The sequence below is a fragment of the Arthrobacter ruber genome, from assembly GCF_002954225.1.
GTDB classification, from domain to species: Bacteria; Actinomycetota; Actinomycetes; order Actinomycetales; family Micrococcaceae; genus Arthrobacter_D; species Arthrobacter_D ruber.
This window is the reverse complement of the sequence record NZ_PPTH01000017.1, coordinates 345,904-362,858: the sequence shown is the minus strand read 5'-3', so window position 1 is coordinate 362,858 and position 16,955 is coordinate 345,904. Positions and strand designations below refer to the sequence as shown.

Below are 16,955 nucleotides of genomic sequence, written 5' to 3'. Positions count from 1 at the left end.
CTCAGCCCTTCAGGCCGCCTGCGAGCAGTCCCCGGACGAAGTACCGCTGGAGCCCGAAGAACACGGCGAGGGGGATGATGATCGAGACGAAGGCCCCCGCGGTGAGCCGTTGCCATTCGCCGCCCCTGGAGCCCTGGAGCTCGGCGAGGCGCTGCGTGATCGGCGCGACGTCGGCCCCTCCGCCCGAGAAGACCAGGGCCACCAGCAGATCGTTCCACAGCCACAGGAACTGGAAGATGCCGAACGAGGCCAGAGCGGGGGTGGCCAGCGGGATGATGATGCGCCAGAAGATGGTGCTGTGGCCGGCGCCGTCGACCCGCGCGGCCTCGATGACCTCGCCGGGAATCTCGGAGATGAAGTTGTGCAGGAGGAAGATCGCCAGCGGCAGGCCGAAGATGGTGTGGGCCACCCAGAGCTGCGCATACGTACCGCTCGGGAGCAGCTGGAAGTCCCCGACCTTCAGGACCTGCGTGAAGAGCTGCAGGAGCGGGATCAGCGCCATCTGCAGGGGCACGATCTGCAGGGCGAAGACGACGATGAAGAGGTTGTCCCTGCCCTTGAACCGGCCCCAGGCGAACATGTAGGCCGCCATGGCGCCGAGGACCAGCGTGAAGATGGTGCCCGGGATGACGATGGCCAGCGAGTTGACGAAGTACGAGAGCAGGTTCGGCGACTGGCTTCCACCGGGGCTGAGGACGTCGACGTAGTTCTCGATGGTGAACTGGCGGTCGGTGAGGACGTTCCACCAGCCGTTGCCCTTGATGTTGTCCTCGGGCCGGAAGGACGAGACGAGCAGGCCGAAGGTCGGGATGGTCCAGATCACGGCGATGACGACGGCGGCCGCCGTCGCGGTCCGTGAGGTCAGGCGCTGCCGGACCCGCTTCTGCAGGGCGGGACGTCCCGGCGGAGTGCTCGCGCCGGCGCTCGGCAGGAGGCTCTTCTCGTTCTCCAGGGGCACAGTGCTCATCGGATTTCCTTCTGCTTGCGGAGCAGCCGGGCGTTGTACACGACCACGGGCAGCACCATCAGGAACAGGATCAGGGCCAGCGCGGCCCCCCGTCCAGGCTCCCCCGCCCGGAAGGCCTGGGTGTACATCTCGTTGGCCACGACGGAGGTCTCGTACTGGCCCGCCGTCATCGTCCGGACGATGTCGAACACCTTCAGGGTGCCGATCGTGATGGTGGTGACGACCACGATCAGCGAGCCGCGGATGGTCGGGATGGTGACGTTGAGGAACTGCTGCCACGGGCCGGCGCCGTCCAGCCGCGCCGCCTCCACGATCTCCGTCGGGATGCCCTTGATGGCGGCCGAGAGGACCACCATGGCGAAGCCGGTCTGGATCCAGATCATGACCGCGATCAGGAACAGGGTGTTCTCGGGGGCATCGAGCAGGAACTGCTTCGGTTCCCGGCCGAACCAGACCAGGATCTGGTTGAGCAGCCCGATCTGGTCCTGCTCGGGCCCCTTGTAGGCGTAGACGAACCGCCAGATCACGCCGGCGCCCACGAAGGAGATCGCCATGGGCATGAAGACGAGGGCCTTGAGCGCCTTCTCGCCCCACGCGCGGTCGATGAACACCGCGTAGGCGAGGCCGATCGACGTAGCCAGCAGCGGGACCAGGACCACCCAGATGACCGTGTTCCGCAGGGTCACCAGTGCCTCGGGCTGCGTGAACATCCAGACGAAGTTGTCGAGTCCGACGAACTCGCCGTTGCGGTCGGTCAGGGAGAGGTACGAGGTCTGCAGTGCGGGGAACACGAGGCCGACGGCGAGCAGCACGAGGGCCGGAGCCAGGAACCCTGCGATCTGGACCTTCTCCCGGCCGCTCTTCGGGGCCCGATCGACGAGCACCATGATGAGGCCGATGACGGCGGCGAAGACGGCGAGCCCCACCACCACCTGTAGCCCTTTTTCTGCAATGTCTTCCACAGCACGGCCTCCTGGGTGCACCTGAGCGAAGTAGGGATGGTCGACGGAGGCAGGATGCGCCGCGTGGAGCGGCGCATCCTGCCCCGTCGAGGGCGGCTGGTGCCTCGCCCGGCGACAGGCGGGCTACCAGCCGCGGTGCATCAGGAAGCAGGCCAGCTGTCCTCGACGGACGTGGTGACTTCCTCGGTGGAGGAGCCGTTCAGCCAGTTCACGATGCCGCTCCAGAAGGAGTTGGCACCCACGGCGCCGGGCATCAGGTCCGAGCCGTCGAACCGGAACACGGTGTTCGGGTCCTGCAGGAGCTCGATCGACTGACGGTCGAGGTCCGACTGCGCCACCTCGGGATCGAGTCCCTTGTTGGCGCTGATGGCGCCGCCCTGGGACACGCGGGCGTTGGCGAACTCGGCACTGGCGAGGTACGTCTGCAGGGCCTGGACCTCGGGGCGGTCGGCGTACGCGCCGATCAGCTCACCACCACCGGTGATGGCGGTGCCCTGCGAGGCGTCGATCGGCGGCGTCATGAAGGCCCAGACGTCGCCGTCCTCGGCGACGGTGGTCCCCTCGGGCCAGTTGGCGGCCTGGAAGGATGCCTGGTGGTGCATGGCGCACTCGCCGTCGAGCACGGGCTGACCCGCCTCGGAGAACGGCGTCGAGAGGATGGAGCGGACATCGCCGAAGCCGCCGTTGACGTTCTCGTCGTTCTTCAGGATCTCCCCGACGCGGTCGAAGGACGCGACGATCTTGGGGTCGTCGAACGGGATCTCGTGGGTGACCCACTGGTCGTAGACCTCGGGACCGTGCTCGCGCAGGACGGCGTCCTCGACCCAGTCCGTACCCGGCCAGCCGGTGGCCTCGCCCGATTCGAAGCCTGCGCACCAGGGCTTCATCTCCCCTTCCCCGGCGATCTTCTCCGTCAGCGCGGTCATCTCGTCCCAGGTCGTGGGGACGTCCCAGCCCTTCTCCTCGAAGGTGGCGGGGTCGTACCAGACGTAGCCCTTGACGTTCGCGAGCATGGGCGCCGCATAGAAGATGCCGTCCACCGTGCCGTACTTCTTCCAGTCCGCGGACCAGCCCTCGTCGACGAGGTCGGAGACGGCCTGCGGCGCGGGCTTGAGGTTCGGAGCCTGGTCGGCCAGCAGGCCGGGCTGCGGGAAGATGGCCAGGTCGGGAGCCGTGCCGCCCTGCGCGCGGACGCCGATCTGGGTCTCGAACTCCTTGGACCCCTCGTACGCCACCTCGATGCCGGTGCAGTCCGCGAAGTCGGCCCATGAGTTCTCGAGCAGTTCCGCCTCGACGTCGACGATGGTCGAGTAGACGCTCACCTCGGCGTCCTCGAAGGTCCCGTAGGACTCGTAGGCCGAGCAGTCGGCGTCGCTGGAACCGCCGGCGCTGTCGGATCCTTCGGACCCGCAGCCGGACAGGGCGAGAAGGGAAACACTGAGTGCTGCAGTGGGCAGCAGGAACTTCCGTGAGCGAGTGGTCGCCATTGAAACAGACTCCTTTGTCCTGGGATACGTTCTGCGCCGGTCACGAGGTCGAGGCCTGGTACCGGCGCCGGCCCGCCTCCCTGAATGATGAACCGAGCGTAAGCGCTTACAAAAGGTCCGGACAACCCGACGCCGGTCCACGAGGGGTTCGATACAGAATTGTGACCTGAGTTACGCGTGGTTCTAGGTGACACGGTCCGCCCGGGTGAAACGGGCCCTCGCACCCGAGCTGACGCTGATGAGCACCGGCGTCCTGGAACCGGTCACCGCGTCGAGGGCCTCCACGAGGCGGGAGACCTCGACCGCTATGTCATAGGGAGGCACACCCTTCCGGGGAAGGACGCGGACCCGGATCCCCGGCACGCCCCGGATCCGCCAGGTGCTCACGGATGCGCCCACGAGATCGGGCCGCTCCAGCAGCGCTGCCTTCAACGCCTGCTCGGCCGCCGCTGCCGTGATCGTCACGGATCCCGCCGTACCGCCACCGCTGGAATCGCCTCTGCCTGTCGCCCCGCCACCACCCCTGCCGGTCACCGTGCCGGTGGCGAACAGTCCCGTGCGGCCCCTCCCCTGGGCGGCGATCCAGACGATGAGCATCACGATCAGGAACACCAGGACCAGCGCGAGCGCGATCCACAGCCAGGTGTCCTCCTGGCCCTCGAGCGTGGTCCGGCTCCGGAGGTCCTCCACGGCCTGCCCGGCCCGCGGCGCCGCCGACCGCCACCAGCCGGCCGCGGCGGGCAGCGTCAGGAGGGCGAGGCCACCGGCCCCGAGGGCGAGCGCGATCAACCCGACGACGGCGAGGACGAACCGGTTCAGCAGCCGTGGCGTGGTGTTCACTGTCCGATCACCCCGGACTCGGCCACGACGACGGCGATCCTCGGCTCGGGTTTGATGCTGGAGCGGCGGAGGTCGTCCGCGACGGCAGCGCGGACGGCGTCGGCGTCGACGGGGGTGCCGGAGGTCGGCCTGATCTGGACCGTGACGGAACCCCGGCCCACCGTGACGAGGACCTGCTCGGGTGCCACGCCCGCGGCGACGCGTGCCCTGCGGGCGAGCGACGACGCCACCACCTCGGCGTCCACGACGACGGCGGCGCGCTCGTTCGGGATGGTGTAGCGGGCCCGCCGTCCGGGCAGGAGCGCGAGCAGGAGCAGCAGCGCCCCGAGGACCACCAGCAGCACCGACCCCGCGCCGAGCAGCGAAGCGGGGACGCCACCCGGGAGCGTGCCGAGCCAGGCCGCCACCGCCTCGACGTCGAGCAGGAACGGCCTGTCGCCCACCGCCTTGAGCACCGCTTCGAACAGGAGGACCAGGCATCCCGCGATCAGGACGGCGGCGGTGACCACGGAGGGGAGAGCCCGCGAGGAGTACAGCTCCCGGCGCACCAGACGGGCGGTGGACGCCGACGTCGCCCGGTCCAGTGGATCGGCCTTCACTGGACCCTCGCCCCCTTGGTGACCGTGCTGCCGATGATGCGGATATCCACCCGGCTCAACCGGGCCCCGCTGAGCTCCTCGATCCGCCGGAGGATCGGGGTCCTGGCCGCTTCCGCGCGGACGAGGATCGGACCGCCGAACGTGTCGACGATCCCGGGGTCGTCGAGCACGCGGGCCAGGGGCGGCACGGGAAGAGGCAACGCGAGGAGGAGCGCGAGGAGACCGCGTTCGTCGGAGAACGTGGCCCTGATCTGGCCCGGCTCGACGTCGAGTTCGGCGGCGGCCGCTGCGCAGGCGAGGCTCGTGAGCGCCTGCGTGGTGATGCGGTTGTGCCCGGCGAGGGACGCCCGGTCCGGGCGCGCCAGGACCAGGGTCGGCGGGCGGGTGGGTGCGGCGGGAACGGTATCGGGCGTCACGGGCTGATCACGCAGGGGTCACGAGGACGAGCGCCGGCCGGACAGGGCGTCGAAGACGCCGCGGAGGTCGAGCTTGCCCTCGGCGATCCGGCCGAGGACGGCGCCGCACAGGACGAGCACCAGAGTGAGGAGGAAGCCCCAGAACCCGAAGATCAGCGCGGCGAAGGCGAGGACGGCTCCGGCCGCCATGCCGATGGTGGTGGGTGTCATGGTGTCCTCATTCGACCGGGGGCTTGACCTGCGTGGCGCCCGTCGGGCTCGTGGCGCGGACCCGCTCCACGGCCTTGGAGTCGGCCGGCTGCGGCACGTGGACGTCGAGGACCTCCACGTTGACCTCGATGACCTCGAGGCCCACCAGGTCGGTGAGGGCGTCGTAGACGGCAGCACGCACCGCGTCGGCGAGCGCGTTGAGCGCGTAGCCGTACTCCGCGACGAGGCTGACGTCCACGGCCAGCTGGGTCTGCCCCACCTCGACCTTCACGCCGTGCGAGGCATCGTTGGCTCCGACGGCGTCGCGGATGGCTCCGAGCGCACGCCCGGCGCCGGGGCCGAGCGCATGCACCCCGGGCACGGTGCGCGCGGCGATGGCCGCGATCTTCACTGCGGCGGGGTCGCCGATGACGGTCCGGCCGGCCGGCGCGGCCTGCAGGACGGGCAGCGGTCGTCCCGTGGGTTGTTCGATCATCGACTGAGGCCCCTTTCGCTTGTGCCCAGCCTAAGCCACGCCGTCACGGGCGGTAGGGGCGGCTCCGCCGTCGTCCTGGACGGCGTGTCGGCCCGGGCATCAGGAGTCGGCGCAGTGCCGTCCGAGCCAGTCCTGCACCGGCACCATGGCACGCCGGAACGCCTTCTCGTCGAAGGTGCCCGAGCCCTCGGGGGGCGCCTCCACCGAGTGGGCAAGGGCGGTGAAGTCGTCGTGCAGCTCCGGAGGCACCCTGTCCCGCAGGGCGAGGATCTGCTGCTCGAGGGCATGCAGCTCATCCGGGTCGGACTGCGAGCGCAGGCTCAGCGGTGCCAGCATCGCCGTGGTGACCCCGCCCGCCACCATCACGCAGTGGTCGGAGGGACCGGCCGTCGACCCGGGGGCCGTGCTGCCACCGGCATCCGGCTCGGCGGGCGTGGCCTGGCCCGGCTGGTCGGACGGCGACCCGGGCAGCGGACCAGGACTCGCTGACGGGCTGGCCGGCATCGTGAGTGCCGTCTCCTCGGGGACACCACCCCCCTGGCTGCACCCTGCAAGGGCCACTGCGAGAGCGCAGAGCGCGGCAGCGGAATGCAGGAATCTCACGGGTGCCCTCTCGTCTCGGTGCGGTGCCGGGGGTTCAACGCTCGGAAGCCCCACTACTATCCCAGGTAGTTCTCCTGAGCAACCGGACGGGCGGCAGGCCCGGCGGGAGGCGTCCGCTGGAATGCTACGGCGCGAACCACGGCATTGTCTGGGAGGACGGCGGGGCCCCTGGTACGTGCTGAAGGAGCAGTCGCGGTCGCACCGGGACCGTCCGGATCCACCGGGACCCTCCACGGACGTCGACCCCGCCATGCGCCCAGGGGCGGCCTGCCCGCACCCGGGCACGAAAAAACCCCGCGTTCCAGGGGGAACTGCGGGGTTCTGCGGTGGCTCCGACCGGCGTCGATCCGGTGACCTTTCGATTTTCAGTCGAACGCTCTACCAACTGAGCTACAGAGCCTTGCAACCATCTGACGATGATCACCGTATCCAGCCCGACCGGGCTCCCCGAAGGGATCCGGCCGCCTGAGCGACCCTGACGGGACTTGAACCCGCGACCTCCGCCGTGACAGGGCGGCGCGCTAACCAACTGCGCTACAGGGCCTTGCTAACTTCACTTGCTCGTTTGCAAGAGTTCCAGCCTACCAGCACTTTTCGTCCTGGTTGACCGCCCGCGAGGGCAGCTCCTGCGTACCCCCAACGGGATTCGAACCCGTGTCGCCGCCGTGAAAGGGCGGTGTCCTAGGCCACTAGACGATGGGGGCCAGAACCACAGTTCGGGCTCCTGCGACCTTCCGGAAGGGCAAGCATTTCCGGCGGATCATTCCCTGTCGTGGACCTATAAAACTATAGGGGCAGTTTCCCGATTCCACAAAATCACCCGGGACGGACCGCCCGGCCGATTGCGGAAGCCGTCCGGGCCGATGCACCGCGGGGGATCTCTGTACGATCGGGGCGTGCCGTTCGAGATCACGCGTGAAGAGTTCGAGGAAGCCGTCGACGATGCGATCGACCTGATCCCCGACGACCTCGCCCGCGCCATGGACAACGTGGCCATCCTCGTCGTCGAGGAGTACGAGCCCGGGCCCGGCGAGCCCGCCGATGCCGAACTGCTCGGACTCTACGAGGGGACACCCCTGACGGAGCGGGACGGGTGGTGGGACGCCGGATCCCTGCCGGATCGCATCAGCATCTTCCGGGGACCCCTCATGCGCCTGTGCGGATCCCGCGAGGAACTCGTCGAGGAGATCCTCGTGACGGTGGTCCACGAGGTCGCCCACCACTTCGGGATCGACGACGAGCGGCTCCACGAACTCGGCTGGGGGTGACGCGACACACGACCGCGCGCCCTCGTGTCCCGGGGCAGCGGCGCGGACATCCGGCACGTGGCATCTCCATCGGCGGCAACCGGGTGGTCGACGCCCTCGACCCGGAGCAGGGCATCCCCGTCACGGATCCCGCCTCCATGGGCGGCATGGGACCGCTCGATCCCTCGGCGGGACGCGTCCAGGTCCCTAGCGGACCGGAGCGATCATCGGCCCGAACGAGCTCCGGTCCTCGAGGCGCGGATCGGCCTTGTCCGGCACGATCAGCACGGGCCCACGGGCGTGGTGCAGCACGCCCTGGCTCGTGGACCCCATCAGCATGCCCGTGAAGCCGCCACGGCCGCGCGTGCCGACGACGAGCAGCTCCGAGCTGGCCGAAGCCTCGATGAGCACCTCGGCCGGCGGCCCGTCGACGAGGTCCACGCGGATGTCGACGTCGGGGAAGTGGCTCTTGAGCCAGTCGCGCCCGGCGGCGAGCTGGACGGCGAGGTCCGCATGCAGTGCCTCCCGGTCCACGGGTGCCGGCACCCAGGCGAGTGATCCGTTGAAGGGTGCGACCGAGCAGATGACGCGCAGCGCCAGCCCCCGCGACCGGGCCTCCTCGGCGGCGGCGAGCGAGGCCATGCGGGCCTGCTCCGAACCGTCGACGCCGACCACCACCACCGGCTGCACCTCGGGGGCCGGCCGGTCCTTGTCCCTGCGCGGCTTCCTGTCGAGTTCCGGGTGCCCGAGGCGCGCGCCGGTGCACACGGGGATGACCGCCGTCGGGCACTTGGCGTGGGCCGGCAGGGCGCTGCTGACGGAACCGAGGAGCCGTCCCACGAACCCGCCGCGGCCCCGGGAGCCCACCACCATGAGCTCGGCCTCCTCGGAGAGATCCAGGAGCACACCGGCGGCGTCGCCGGTCTCGATCCGGGGATGCACGTCCACGGCGATGCCCTCGAGGTGGGTCAGGGAGTCATTGAGGACGGCCTGCGCGCTCTCGCGGATGACGTCGTCGTCCACCGTCGCGTAGCCGGCGTCCATGCTCGACGCCGCGAAGACGGGCACGGTGTAGGCCGTCACCACGTACAGCGGCGATGTGCGCCGTTCCGCCTCGCGTGCGGCCCAGAGCAGGGCACACGTGCTCTGGTCGGAGCCGTCGACACCCACGACGATGCCGTGCTGCGCCGGCCCCTGCGACAAGCCTTCTGCGTGCTCGCTGACCATGGCAATCCTCCTCCGTCGCGGGTCCCCACCGCCGGTGGCAACCCGGTCCACCATTTGTAACCCACAGGCCCGGCCCCGGTCTATTCAGCGTCTGAAAAGTTATATAGGCTGCGGGAGACCCGTTGCGGGGGCTGGGCCCGTGGGCCGGACGCCCCTGCGCGTACCGCTCCTGGCTGACCCGTTCGCAGCCAGGAGTCCGTACGGTCCGGAAGAGGCGCCGGACCGTACGGGACCCCTACGTCGTGTGGAGGTAACCCGGTGGATTCCTTGCCGCTTGACCCGGTCCGCTCTGCGTCCGTGCCGGTACGCGCGGAGCATACGAGCACCGTGGTCATCGGCTCAGGACTGTCGGGACTCGCCGTCGCCAGTGAGCTCAGCCGACGCGGCATCAGCTCGATCGTCGTCGAGAGCGTCGAATGCTTCGATTCCGGGGCCATGCGCACCATCATGACGGACTCCGTGTCCCTGTCGGAGCGCACCGAACTGATGCGGCTCCTGCGGGCCTACGCCGCGTCCCACCGGCTCGACGTCCGCCAGAGCACCGTGGCCGAGCAACTCAGCGTCATCGGGCACCCGAAGCTCCTCAGGGCTCCCGTGGGACGCAAGAAATGGGCCGTCCAGACGGCCGACGGCGTCCTCCTCGCAGATCACGTGGTCCTGACCAAGTACCCGCAGAACGAGCTGAGGAGGTTCCTGCGGTCCATGGGCATCGCGATCGGCCGGGACTTCAAGGACGCCCTGCGCGCGATCGGCCTGCACCTCGTCGGCGTCGGCGAGTTACTCACGCCGACCACGCGCGAGATCGTGCGGCAGGCGAAGCTCGTGAGCGACGCCATCGGGGCCCAGGGGCCCGCCGCGCTCAGCCGGATCGTCCCGCCGCGTGCAGCCCTCTCACCGCTGGGCGCCTGACACCTACCGTCACCTTCCGCCGCCGACGAGCTACGGCCGGGTCCTCCCTGCGGGCGCCCGGTCGGCGCGCCCCGAAGGGCGTCCTGACCGCCCCTACTTCCCGGCGCCGAGCCGCTTGCGCGCGGTCACGGCGAGCGCGACGGCGATGGCCACGAGGGCCGCGATCATCAGCACGATGCTCCACGGGAAGTCGCTCACACCGGCCGTCTGCGTCTCGTTGGCCGGGGCATCCTGCGCGTCCACGGGACCGGCGGTGGTCGCGGCGTCCGGCACCGTCGTCGAACCCTGCTGTGTCCGGAAGGCGAACGTGCCCTCGATCGGGTGCGAGTCCGAGCTCACCACGCGCCAGTTGACGGTGTACCCGCCGGCAGGGGCGCCCGGGCGCAACGGCTGGGTGGCCGTCCGGTCCACGATCTCGACCGGCCCGTCGGCCCAGTCCGTGCCGGATTCGTCGAGCACCTGCACCTGCGCGCCGATGCCGGACGGGACGTTGGAGAAGTTCAGCTCCAGGGCCGGTGGGAGCACCTCCACGGTGGCGCCCTCGGCCGGGTTCGTGCCGGTGAGTTCGTCGTGGGCGGTCGCGGCGCCGGCGGGACCGAACAGCATCGCGAGGGCGAGCAGGACGGCGGGGATCACCGCGGCGGCCACGCGGGGACGACGCCGGGGGGTCACGGGAGGGTGGACAGGCAGGAGGGCGGACATGCCCCAACCCTACGCGGCGTCCCTGACCGGGTGCTGGGTCCGGCCGTCACGAACGAGGCCGCTGCGGGGGCGCGGGATAGACTTCCTCCCGAGTCCCCGCCCCTGCCGCCCTAGGATCCCCCATGCTCAAAACTGGTTCCGTGCTGGACCGCTACTTCGACATCACGCAGCGGGGGTCCACGTTCTCCCGCGAGATCCGCGGCGGTCTCGCCACCTTCTTCGCCATGAGCTACATCGTGGTGCTCAACCCCCTCATCCTCGCCGGCGCCGACTCCTCGGGCGGTGAGCTCGGCTTCGAGCGGGTCGCCGCCGTGACGGCACTCGTGGCGGGCGTCCTGACGATCGTCATGGGCGCCTGGGCCAAGTACCCCTTCGCCCTGGCCACGGGCCTCGGCGTCAACGCCTTCGTAGCCATCACCGTGGCCACAAACCCGGGCCTGACCTGGCCGGACATCATGGGACTGGTCATGCTCGCGGGCCTCACGATGCTCGTGCTGGTCCTGACGGGCTTCCGGACGGCGGTCTTCAACGCGGTGCCGGAGAGCCTGAAGACGGCGATCGTGGTGGGTATCGGCCTGTTCATCGCCCTGATCGGACTCGTCAACGCGGGCTTCGTGCGCCGCGTCCCCGACGTCGCCAACACCACCGTGCCCGTGGGCCTCGGTTTCGGCGGCGTCCTGATCGGCTGGCCCACCCTGGTCTTCGTCTTCGGCCTGATCCTGACCATCGCGCTCGTGGTCCGCAAGGTGCGCGGCGCCATCCTGATCGGCGTGCTGGCCGCGACGGCCCTCGCCGTGATGCTCGAGGCCGTCGTCGACGTGGGCCCCAGCGTCAGCCCCGACCAGGATCCGAACCCCGCGGGCTGGTCCCTCGTGGTCCCCGAACTCCCCAGCGGCTCGTGGGTGGGCGTGCCCGACCTCAGCCTGGTGGGCAACGTCAGCCTGTTCGGCGCCTTCGGCCACCTCGGTGCCACCGCGGCGATCCTGCTGACCTTCACGATCCTGCTCAGCATCTTCTTCGACGCGATGGGCACCATGGTGGGGCTGGCGAACGAGGCGAAGCTCGTCGACGCCAGGGGCAACATCCCCGGCGTGAACCGGGTACTGGTGATCGACGCGCTCGGCGCGGTGGCCGGCGGCGCCGGGTCCGTGTCGTCCAACCAGATCTACGTGGAGTCCGGTGCCGGCATCGGCGAAGGTGCACGCACCGGCCTCGCGAACGTGGTGACGGGCCTGCTGTTCCTCCTCGCAATGTTCTTCACGCCGCTCATCAGCCTCGTGCCGTTCGAGGCCGTGGCGCCGGCCCTCGTGGTCGTGGGCTTCATGATGGTGTCCCAGGTGGGCCGCATCGACTTCGACGACTGGGGCGTGGCCCTTCCCGCCTTCCTCACCTTCACCCTCATGCCGTTCACCTACTCGATCGCCAACGGCCTGGGCGCCGGGTTCATCGCGTTCGTGCTGATCCGCGCCATCCAGGGCCGCGGACGCGAGGTGCACCCGCTGATGTGGGCCGTGGCCGCCGCGTTCGTCGTGTTCTTCGGGATCGGACCCATCGAGGAACTGCTCGGCATCTGATCCCGGGGCGGCATCCAGGGACGGCGCCCCAGCAGCCGGCAAGCGACGACGGCGGGTGGAGGACCGCCGTCGTCGCCGGTCTGTGGGGGACGTCCCGCTTCAGCGGGCGGACCAGCCGCCGTCCATGACGTAGGAGGACCCCGTCACCATGCTGGCGTCCCCGCCGGCCAGCCAGGCCACGAGCGAGGCGACCTCCTCGGGCTCCACGAGTCGCTTGATCGCGGACTCGGTGAGCATGATCTGCTCGAGGACCTCCTCCTCGCTGATGCCGTGCACGCGGGCCTGGTCCGTCAGCTGGTTCTCCACGAGGGGCGTGCGGACATAGCCCGGGTTGACGCAGTTGCTGGTGACGCCGTGGGCGCCGCCCTCGAGAGCCGTCACCTTGGAGAGTCCCTCCAAGCCGTGCTTGGCGGTGACGTACGCGGCCTTGAACGGCGAGGCCCGCAGCCCGTGCACGGAGGAGATGTTGATGATCCGGCCGAAGCCCCGCGCGTACATCCCCGGGAGGGCGGCGCGGATCAGCAGGAACGGCACCTCCACCATGAGCCGCTGGATGCGGCGGAAGTCCTCGGGATCGAACTCTTCGAGCGGGCTGACCCTCTGGATCCCCGCGTTGTTGACGAGGATGTCCGCCTCGAGGGTCAGCGTCTCGAGTGCCGCGGTGTCCAGCAGGTCCACCGCCCACGCCTCACCGCCGAGCTCGGAGGCAAGGGATCCGGCGCCCGCTTCGTCCCGGTCCGCGACCACCACGTGGGCTCCCCGCGTGGCCAGCGCCCGCGCGCACGCGGCACCGATCCCGCTCGCGCCACCGGTGACCAGTGCCCGCCGTCCGGCCAGGGACCCGGGGTTCAGGGCCGCCGCGGGCTGGGACGCCGTCGTGCTCATGGATCTCCTTCGTCGACGCTGACACGGATGCCGGCCCCTGCAGGGTCCCGGGTGATGCCTACGAGTATTGCTGCAGGATCCAGCCCAGCCAATGACCAGAACGGCAGGAATGCTCTGCAATACTGCAGATATGAGCGTGCCCAACGCGCAGGATCTCGTGGTCCTGCTCGCCGTCGCCCAGAGCGGGCGCTTCACCACGGCCGGTGATGTGCTGGGGCTGAATCACACGACCGTGTCCCGGCGGATCGCGGCCCTCGAGAAGGCGCTTGGCGGGCGTGTGGTCTCGCGCGGCAGCGGCGGCTGGGAGCTGACCGAACTGGGCCGGCGGGCAGCGGACGCGGCGGCCGTCGTCACGGACGCGATCGCGCAGTTGGGGGGCGACGACGACGGCGGCCTCTCCGGCGTGGTGCGGATGAGTGCCACGGACGGCTTCAGCGCCTTCGTCGCCGCACCCGCTTTCGCCCGGCTCCGCGCCGGCAACCCCCGGCTGAGGATCGAGATCATCACGGCCACGCGCCGGGCCTCACAGACCCGGACGGGCCTCGACTTCGAGGTGGTGGTCGGGGAGCCCCAGGTGCACCGCGCGGAGGCGGAGAGGCTGGGCACCTACGTCCTGGGGCTCTACGCGTCCAAGGGCTACCTCGCCGGCCACGGCGCGCCCGCCACGCTCCAGGAGGCCATGCGGCACCAGCTCGTGTACTTCATCGATTCGATGCTGCAGGTGGACAGCCTCGATGCGCCCCGGCGGCTCCTGCCGGCCATGCGCGACGCCCTGAGCTCGACCAACGTCTTCGTCCACGTCGAGGCCACCCGGGCGGGCGCCGGCCTCGGCCTCCTGCCGTGCTTCATGGCCGACCGGCACCCCGATCTCGTTCGACTCCTCCCCACCGACGTCGCCGAGGAGCTCGACTACTGGCTCGTGGTGCGGGCGGACGCGCTGCGCCAGCCGGCCGTGGCGGCCGTCGTCGACGCCCTGCGGCGGGCGACCGCGGCCCTGGAGCCGCAACTGCTGGGCCGCGGCTGACGACCCCCGGGATCCGGCCCGACTCCGGCCGGGCCCCGGTGCCTGCGGCGCGGCGCCGTCCATGAGGCGCGGGCGATCGGCCCCACTCGTCGTGCACATCCGGAGGGAGCCGACGTCGGCTCAGGAACCGCTCCGCGGGCGCAGGCGCGTCTCCTCGACGTCGAGCACGCGCTGGGCCCGGGCCAGCACGCGCGACGAGTACGTCCCGCGGGCCCTGGCCGCGAGCAGCGCCTCCCGCTCCGCCGCGAGCACCGCCAGCCGCAGGTCGCGGTACTGGCGGTGCGGCGAGCGCACCAGTTTCTGCTCGGACAGCCGCGCCCTCTCCCACTCGAACTCGGACCGCCTCCCGGTGTCCGTGCGGACGCGGTCCAGCACCTCCTCGTCCACCCGGACGTCCTCGCCCATGATGGCCTGCGGGTCGTCGAGCACGCGCAGGCCCTCGGTGCGCAGCTCGTCGAAGAGGGTGGCGGACTCCTCGTGGTCGGACCCGACGTCGATGCCCTCGATCCTCAGCACCCGGATGAGCGCCGGCAGGGTGCCGCCCTGCACCAGCAGGGTGGTGACCGCGACGGTGAAGGCGATCAGCACGAGCTGCTCCCGGTAGGCGAAGGACTCCGGCAGGGACTGCGCCGCAGCCAGCGTCACCACCCCGCGCATGCCGGACCAGCCCAGCACCGTGGCACCCTTCCAGCCGAGCCCCTCGCGCCGCTCCAGGTCCAGGTCCGCCTTACGGCGCTGGTACAGCCTCGTGAGGACCCGCTTGCGCCGCTTCTGCCTGGCGTCGAGCGTGGGCTGCTGCTTGAGCCGGCCGAGTCCGCGCCGCAGCTGCAGCGTCCGGCGTTCCGCGCGGCTCGGCAGCCGTCGCATGAGCAGGACGAGGGGGAACACCCAGAGGAAGCGCAGCACGATCAGGGTGAGGGTCGCGAGGAGACCGATCAGCACGGTCTGCCCCACGGTCAACAGTGACTGGTCGATGTCCTGCAGCAGGCCCCGGACCTCCAGGCCGATCAGCAGGAAGACACCGTTCTCCAGGAGGAACTGGACGGTGCGCCAGTTCACGTTGTCGCTGATGCGTGCGCGGGCATCGAGCCGGCTGGCACTGTGGTGCCCGGTGTAGATCCCGGCGATCACGACGGCCAGCACCCCGGAGGCGTGCAGCTCCTCGGCCGGGATGAAGGCGATGAAGGGCACGGCGAGGGACAGCGCGGTGTCCAGCACGGGGTCGTCGAACCGGGAGCGGACGAACACGGTCACCACCCCGACCACGTAGCCCACGATCAGCGCCACGACGACGGCGAAGGCGAAATCGGCCACGGCCGCGCCGACACCGGCCAGGGCTCCCGCGGACGCAGCGATGGCGCTGCGCAGGAGCACCAGCGCCGTCGCGTCGTTGACCAGCCCCTCGCCCTCGAGCACCGTGAGCAGCCGCGGAGGCAGGCCGAGGCGCCGACCGATCGAGGTGGCGGCGACGGCGTCGGGCGGGCTGATGACGGCGCCGAGCGCGACCGCCGCGGCGAGCCCGAGCCCGGGCAGCAGGGCGTGGAGGAGCAGCCCGGTGACGAAGGCCGAGACGACCACGAGGGCCACGGACAGGCTCGCGATGGGGGTGAGGTTCCGGCGGAAGTCGGTCACGGGCGTCTTGATCGCCGCCGCGTACAGCAGGGGCGGCAGGATGCCGGTCAGGATCCACTCGTCGGGGATGGTGAAGCGCGGCGCGCCGGGCACGAAGGAGAACCCGATCCCCACGACCACGAGGAGGAGCGGCGCCGCGACCCCCACGCGCTTCGAGAGCACGGCCACCCCTACCAGGACGGCGATTCCGATGATGCCCAGCAGTCCCAGTTCCACGCGGTAAGCCTAGTGGGGGGCGCAGGCCCGGTGCCTCGGAGGGACTGTGCGTGCTGCGCTTGACGATCCCCTCAGGAGCCCTCGACGGGCTCGGCGGCGTCGTCAGTCGGTGAGGATCTGCGCCCCGGCGGCGAAGGTCCTCACGCGGGCGTCCTGCCACAGGTGGGCCGGCACTCCCCCACCGAGCAGTTCGCGGGCCAGGCCGGGATCCTCACCGAACGGTGCGTCGCTCCCGGCGATGATCACGTTGCCGTAGCGCCGGCCCTTGAGCATCGCGGGGTCGGCGATGATCGCGGTGTGGGCGAACTCGGCACCGATCGTCGCGGCCTCCCGTTTCGCCGTGCCGAGGTCGGGGCCGTCGCCGCAGTTGACCACGTAGAGGCCGTCGGGTGCGAGCACGCGCTTGGCGGCCCGCGTGAACTCCCGCGTGGTGAGGGGGAGCGGCGTCAGGGCCCCGGCGAAGACGTCCCGGATCACGAGGTCGCGGCTGCCCTCGCTCAGGGATTCCGTGACGGTCCGCGCCTCGCCGACGCGGATGCGGACGAGGGGTGCGCGGGGCAGGTCGAACCACGCGCGCACCAGCTCGGCCAGGCGTCCGTCGAGTTCGACGACGACCTGGCGTGCCTGCGCGTGGGAGGCCGCGAAGCGCCGGGCGAGCGAGCACGCACCCCCGCCGAGGTGCAGGGCTCGGAGCCTGTCCGACGGCGCCCAGCGGGAGTCGACGAGGGAGGCGATCCAGCGCATGTACTCGAAGTCGAGCTGCAGCGGGTCCGCGAGGTCGATGTGCGAGCTCGGCACGCCGTTGATGCGCAGCACCCACCCGTTCGAGTTGTACGGATCGGGTTCGAGCTCGCAGGTCCCGGTGTCGATGGGGAACTCGCCGATCTCCGGGCGCGGCCCCGTGGGTTTCGCCATCAGGGCGGTCTCCTCTGGTCAGGTTCGAGCGGGTGCAGTGCTGGTCGGGCTCGGTGCTGGTCGGG

At 70.6% G+C, this 16,955-nt stretch carries 18 protein-coding genes and 3 tRNA genes; 4 read left to right on the top strand and 17 right to left on the bottom strand.

What is annotated here, in order from left to right:
- Position 1: 1 nt before the first annotated feature.
- The 12 genes from CI785_RS12800 to CI785_RS12745 all read right to left on the bottom strand — a co-directional run bounded on the left by CI785_RS12800 (position 2) and on the right by CI785_RS12745 (position 7,263).
- Positions 2-967: a carbohydrate ABC transporter permease gene (locus CI785_RS12800; RefSeq protein ID WP_105032467.1), complete on the bottom strand. Its 966-nt coding sequence runs from the start codon at positions 965-967 to the stop codon at positions 2-4.
- On the bottom strand, positions 964-1,929 hold the full coding sequence (locus tag CI785_RS12795; protein WP_105032466.1) for a carbohydrate ABC transporter permease: 966 nt from the start codon (positions 1,927-1,929) through the stop codon (positions 964-966). The genes CI785_RS12800 and CI785_RS12795 overlap by 4 nt, the downstream gene beginning before the upstream one ends.
- A gap of 140 nt (positions 1,930-2,069) precedes the next feature.
- Positions 2,070-3,416 (bottom strand): ABC transporter substrate-binding protein, encoded by a 1,347-nt coding sequence (locus CI785_RS12790; RefSeq protein ID WP_105032465.1) that lies wholly within the window; start codon positions 3,414-3,416, stop codon positions 2,070-2,072.
- A gap of 183 nt (positions 3,417-3,599) precedes the next feature.
- Entirely contained in the window at positions 3,600-4,256 is a 657-nt protein-coding gene (locus CI785_RS12785; protein WP_105032464.1) for a hypothetical protein, read from the bottom strand.
- A complete protein-coding gene (locus tag CI785_RS12780; RefSeq protein ID WP_240615186.1) occupies positions 4,253-4,855 on the bottom strand; it encodes a DUF6286 domain-containing protein in 603 nt (200 codons plus the stop codon). The genes CI785_RS12785 and CI785_RS12780 overlap by 4 nt, the downstream gene beginning before the upstream one ends.
- Positions 4,852-5,226 (bottom strand): hypothetical protein, encoded by a 375-nt coding sequence (locus CI785_RS12775; protein WP_105032679.1) that lies wholly within the window; start codon positions 5,224-5,226, stop codon positions 4,852-4,854. Before CI785_RS12775 ends, CI785_RS12780 begins: the two co-directional genes overlap by 4 nt.
- A 63-nt stretch (positions 5,227-5,289) precedes the next feature.
- Entirely contained in the window at positions 5,290-5,481 is a 192-nt protein-coding gene (locus CI785_RS12770) for a DUF2273 domain-containing protein (protein ID WP_105032463.1), read from the bottom strand.
- Between the two features lie 7 nt (positions 5,482-5,488).
- Positions 5,489-5,956, bottom strand: coding sequence for an Asp23/Gls24 family envelope stress response protein (locus CI785_RS12765; protein WP_105032462.1), 468 nt, complete (start codon positions 5,954-5,956; stop codon positions 5,489-5,491).
- Positions 5,957-6,055: 99 nt separating this feature from the next.
- Complete coding sequence (locus tag CI785_RS12760; protein WP_157940267.1) at positions 6,056-6,559, bottom strand: hypothetical protein; 504 nt, start codon at positions 6,557-6,559, stop codon at positions 6,056-6,058.
- A gap of 327 nt (positions 6,560-6,886) precedes the next feature.
- Positions 6,887-6,959, bottom strand: a tRNA-Phe gene (locus CI785_RS12755).
- A gap of 70 nt (positions 6,960-7,029) precedes the next feature.
- Positions 7,030-7,103: transfer RNA gene (locus tag CI785_RS12750), tRNA-Asp, on the bottom strand.
- Positions 7,104-7,190: 87 nt separating this feature from the next.
- Positions 7,191-7,263 (bottom strand) — tRNA-Glu (locus tag CI785_RS12745).
- A 159-nt stretch (positions 7,264-7,422) separates the two neighbouring features.
- Here CI785_RS12745 and CI785_RS12740 point away from each other — a divergent pair.
- Positions 7,423-7,827, top strand: coding sequence for a metallopeptidase family protein (locus tag CI785_RS12740; RefSeq protein ID WP_105032460.1), 405 nt, complete (start codon positions 7,423-7,425; stop codon positions 7,825-7,827).
- A gap of 186 nt (positions 7,828-8,013) precedes the next feature.
- Here CI785_RS12740 and CI785_RS12735 read toward each other — a convergent pair whose 3' ends face one another.
- Complete coding sequence (locus CI785_RS12735; RefSeq protein WP_105032459.1) at positions 8,014-9,033, bottom strand: universal stress protein; 1,020 nt, start codon at positions 9,031-9,033, stop codon at positions 8,014-8,016.
- Between the two features lie 258 nt (positions 9,034-9,291).
- Between CI785_RS12735 and CI785_RS12730 the strand changes: the two genes are divergently transcribed.
- Complete coding sequence (locus CI785_RS12730) at positions 9,292-9,942, top strand: FAD-dependent monooxygenase (protein ID WP_240615185.1); 651 nt, start codon at positions 9,292-9,294, stop codon at positions 9,940-9,942.
- Positions 9,943-10,035: 93 nt separating this feature from the next.
- Here the strand turns inward: CI785_RS12730 and CI785_RS12725 are convergent, their stop codons facing one another.
- Complete coding sequence (locus CI785_RS12725; protein WP_105032457.1) at positions 10,036-10,644, bottom strand: copper resistance CopC family protein; 609 nt, start codon at positions 10,642-10,644, stop codon at positions 10,036-10,038.
- Positions 10,645-10,766: 122 nt separating this feature from the next.
- Here CI785_RS12725 and CI785_RS12720 point away from each other — a divergent pair, with 122 nt between their 5' ends.
- The gene (locus CI785_RS12720; RefSeq protein ID WP_105032456.1) at positions 10,767-12,218 is read left to right on the top strand and encodes an NCS2 family permease; all 1,452 of its coding nucleotides are present in this window, start codon (positions 10,767-10,769) and stop codon (positions 12,216-12,218) included.
- Between the two features lie 99 nt (positions 12,219-12,317).
- On the opposite strand, the gene CI785_RS12715 is transcribed toward CI785_RS12720, so the two are convergent.
- Positions 12,318-13,103: a 3-hydroxybutyrate dehydrogenase gene (locus tag CI785_RS12715; protein ID WP_105032455.1), complete on the bottom strand. Its 786-nt coding sequence runs from the start codon at positions 13,101-13,103 to the stop codon at positions 12,318-12,320.
- A 130-nt stretch (positions 13,104-13,233) separates the two neighbouring features.
- Here CI785_RS12715 and CI785_RS12710 point away from each other — a divergent pair, with 130 nt between their 5' ends.
- The gene (locus CI785_RS12710) at positions 13,234-14,127 is read left to right on the top strand and encodes a LysR family transcriptional regulator (RefSeq protein ID WP_240615184.1); all 894 of its coding nucleotides are present in this window, start codon (positions 13,234-13,236) and stop codon (positions 14,125-14,127) included.
- Between the two features lie 120 nt (positions 14,128-14,247).
- Here CI785_RS12710 and CI785_RS12705 read toward each other — a convergent pair whose 3' ends face one another.
- Positions 14,248-15,975, bottom strand: coding sequence for a cation:proton antiporter (locus CI785_RS12705; RefSeq protein WP_105032453.1), 1,728 nt, complete (start codon positions 15,973-15,975; stop codon positions 14,248-14,250).
- Positions 15,976-16,077: 102 nt separating this feature from the next.
- Entirely contained in the window at positions 16,078-16,890 is an 813-nt protein-coding gene (locus CI785_RS12700; protein ID WP_105032452.1) for a spermidine synthase, read from the bottom strand.
- Between the last annotated feature and the right edge of the window lie 65 nt (positions 16,891-16,955).

What these genes read in the sequence shown, in the direction of transcription:
- CI785_RS12720 (WP_105032456.1), top strand. Translation starts at nt 10,767, where the DNA reads ATGCTCAAAACTGGTTCCGTGCTGGACCGCTACTTCGACATCACGCAG.
- CI785_RS12710 (WP_240615184.1), top strand. Translation starts at nt 13,234, where the DNA reads ATGAGCGTGCCCAACGCGCAGGATCTCGTGGTCCTGCTCGCCGTCGCC.
- CI785_RS12770 (WP_105032463.1), bottom strand. Translation starts at nt 5,481, where the DNA reads ATGACACCCACCACCATCGGCATGGCGGCCGGAGCCGTCCTCGCCTTC.
- CI785_RS12735 (WP_105032459.1), bottom strand. Translation starts at nt 9,033, where the DNA reads ATGGTCAGCGAGCACGCAGAAGGCTTGTCGCAGGGGCCGGCGCAGCAC.
- CI785_RS12700 (WP_105032452.1), bottom strand. Translation starts at nt 16,890, where the DNA reads ATGGCGAAACCCACGGGGCCGCGCCCGGAGATCGGCGAGTTCCCCATC.
- CI785_RS12715 (WP_105032455.1), bottom strand. Translation starts at nt 13,103, where the DNA reads ATGAGCACGACGGCGTCCCAGCCCGCGGCGGCCCTGAACCCCGGGTCC.
- CI785_RS12740 (WP_105032460.1), top strand. Translation starts at nt 7,423, where the DNA reads ATGCACCGCGGGGGATCTCTGTACGATCGGGGCGTGCCGTTCGAGATC.
- CI785_RS12800 (WP_105032467.1), bottom strand. Translation starts at nt 967, where the DNA reads ATGAGCACTGTGCCCCTGGAGAACGAGAAGAGCCTCCTGCCGAGCGCC.
- CI785_RS12725 (WP_105032457.1), bottom strand. Translation starts at nt 10,644, where the DNA reads ATGTCCGCCCTCCTGCCTGTCCACCCTCCCGTGACCCCCCGGCGTCGT.
- CI785_RS12765 (WP_105032462.1), bottom strand. Translation starts at nt 5,956, where the DNA reads ATGATCGAACAACCCACGGGACGACCGCTGCCCGTCCTGCAGGCCGCG.
- CI785_RS12790 (WP_105032465.1), bottom strand. Translation starts at nt 3,416, where the DNA reads ATGGCGACCACTCGCTCACGGAAGTTCCTGCTGCCCACTGCAGCACTC.